The 1,537-nt window shown below is 36.9% G+C and carries 2 protein-coding genes; both read right to left on the bottom strand.

Annotated elements, in window-relative coordinates:
• Positions 1–673: DUF4249 family protein (locus ACY65O_RS06625; RefSeq protein WP_462220066.1), on the bottom strand; the 673-nt coding region annotated here is incomplete at its 3' end.
• Positions 674–684: 11 nt separating this feature from the next.
• Positions 685–1,488, bottom strand: coding sequence for a hypothetical protein (locus ACY65O_RS06630; protein ID WP_462220067.1), 804 nt, complete (start codon positions 1,486–1,488; stop codon positions 685–687).
• Positions 1,489–1,537: the final 49 nt, after the last annotated feature.

Consider the following 1,537-nt stretch of genomic DNA (forward strand, 5'->3'; position numbering starts at 1 on the left):
CAATTTTTATTTGCTGGCCCTGCACTATCCCTTCATCTGCATAAACAGAACGCCCCAATTCATGAAACAAAGCACTATCCCTGCCCACCAAACAGGGGCTGGCTTTAACTTTTACAAAAGCCTGAAGGGTACTTGTATCAACATACCTGTCCATTTCGTACCGGTAATAATTTATTTGCGAAGGGATATCTTTATAATAAACAATCACCCCTTCGTGCCCACCATATAAATCAAAAAACTCCGGGATGTAGCCTGTACTGTCAATAACAGGTTTTAAATGGCTGGTCTGGCAGGTAGCGGTATAATTATCGGCACCATTTTTTATGGTAAGTGTGTAAGTTTTATTAAGCTGTACAGGTGTATTGCCTTTGTAATAATAATTATACTGGCAAAAAGATTTGTCGTACACACTATCTAATTTTAAACTGTCGGTACCTGTGCTGCTTTGTATTTTTATTTGTGCGTTGCGGATAACTAAATCTCTGAATAATAAATTTTCATTAAAATAGGGAACCGTTCTGTTAAAGTAAACAATGGGTACACTATCGGGTTCCAGCATACTTTGTACAGAGGGCCTGCTGAGATAAGATGGCGGAGTTATAGTAATTGTTTTTTCGCAGGAGCAAAAAATAATGCTGATAACTATGAGCAGTAAATTTATTATTTTCTTCATGAAAAATGATTTTAAAATTTAAAATTAAAACTAACGCTGGGTATAAAGGGCAGCAGAGAAACCTGCCTTGCTTCTGGCAGTTTAGTGAAGGAGTTGGTAGTTAAGTAAACAAAATAGGGGTTTAGGCGGCTATATATATTGTATGCCCCAAACACCCACTCCCTTTCATATTTTTTGCCCCAAAACTTAACTGTTTTTTTATTGGAAAAACTTATATCCAGCCGGTGATATGTACGGAGCCTTACATTATTACGGCTGGTAAAATCATAAAAAGTGCCATCGTACAGCGAACCATTAACCGGTACCGTAATGCGGCCAGCCGGTAAAGTAAATGGCTTGCCCGAATAGAAAACAAAATCTGCTGATACCGTCCAGTGTTTGGTTAATTCATAACTGCCCACTAAAGAAAAATTATGCCGCCTGTCAAACGATGAAGGAAAACTTAATCCCCTGTTTAATTCAGGAAATAGCTGTGTGGTTTTGCTCCAGGTATAACTTAGCCAACCGGTTAGTTTACCAAAATTCTTTTTTATAAATAATTCTACGCCATAAGATTTTCCTTTACCGAATGTTATTACACTGTCAAGATTGGTAGCCAGTAAAATTTCTGTACCTTCTTTAAATAATACCTGGTTATCCATTGTTTTATAATACGCTTCAATACTGGCTTCAATAGTATTATCATTAAAATTTTTAAATAACCCCAACGCAATTTGAATACTGTATTGCGGTTTAATCCTGGGGCTGCTGCTCAACCAGATGTCGGTAGGTATTGATGAAGTGCTGTTGGGCACTAAATGTAAAAACTGGTTCATACGGGTAAAGGAAAATCTTATGGCGTAGAATTATTTATAAAAAAGAATT

Origin of the sequence: Ferruginibacter sp. (genome assembly GCF_031430955.1) — a bacterium.
Taxonomy (GTDB): Bacteria; Bacteroidota; Bacteroidia; order Chitinophagales; family Chitinophagaceae; genus Ferruginibacter.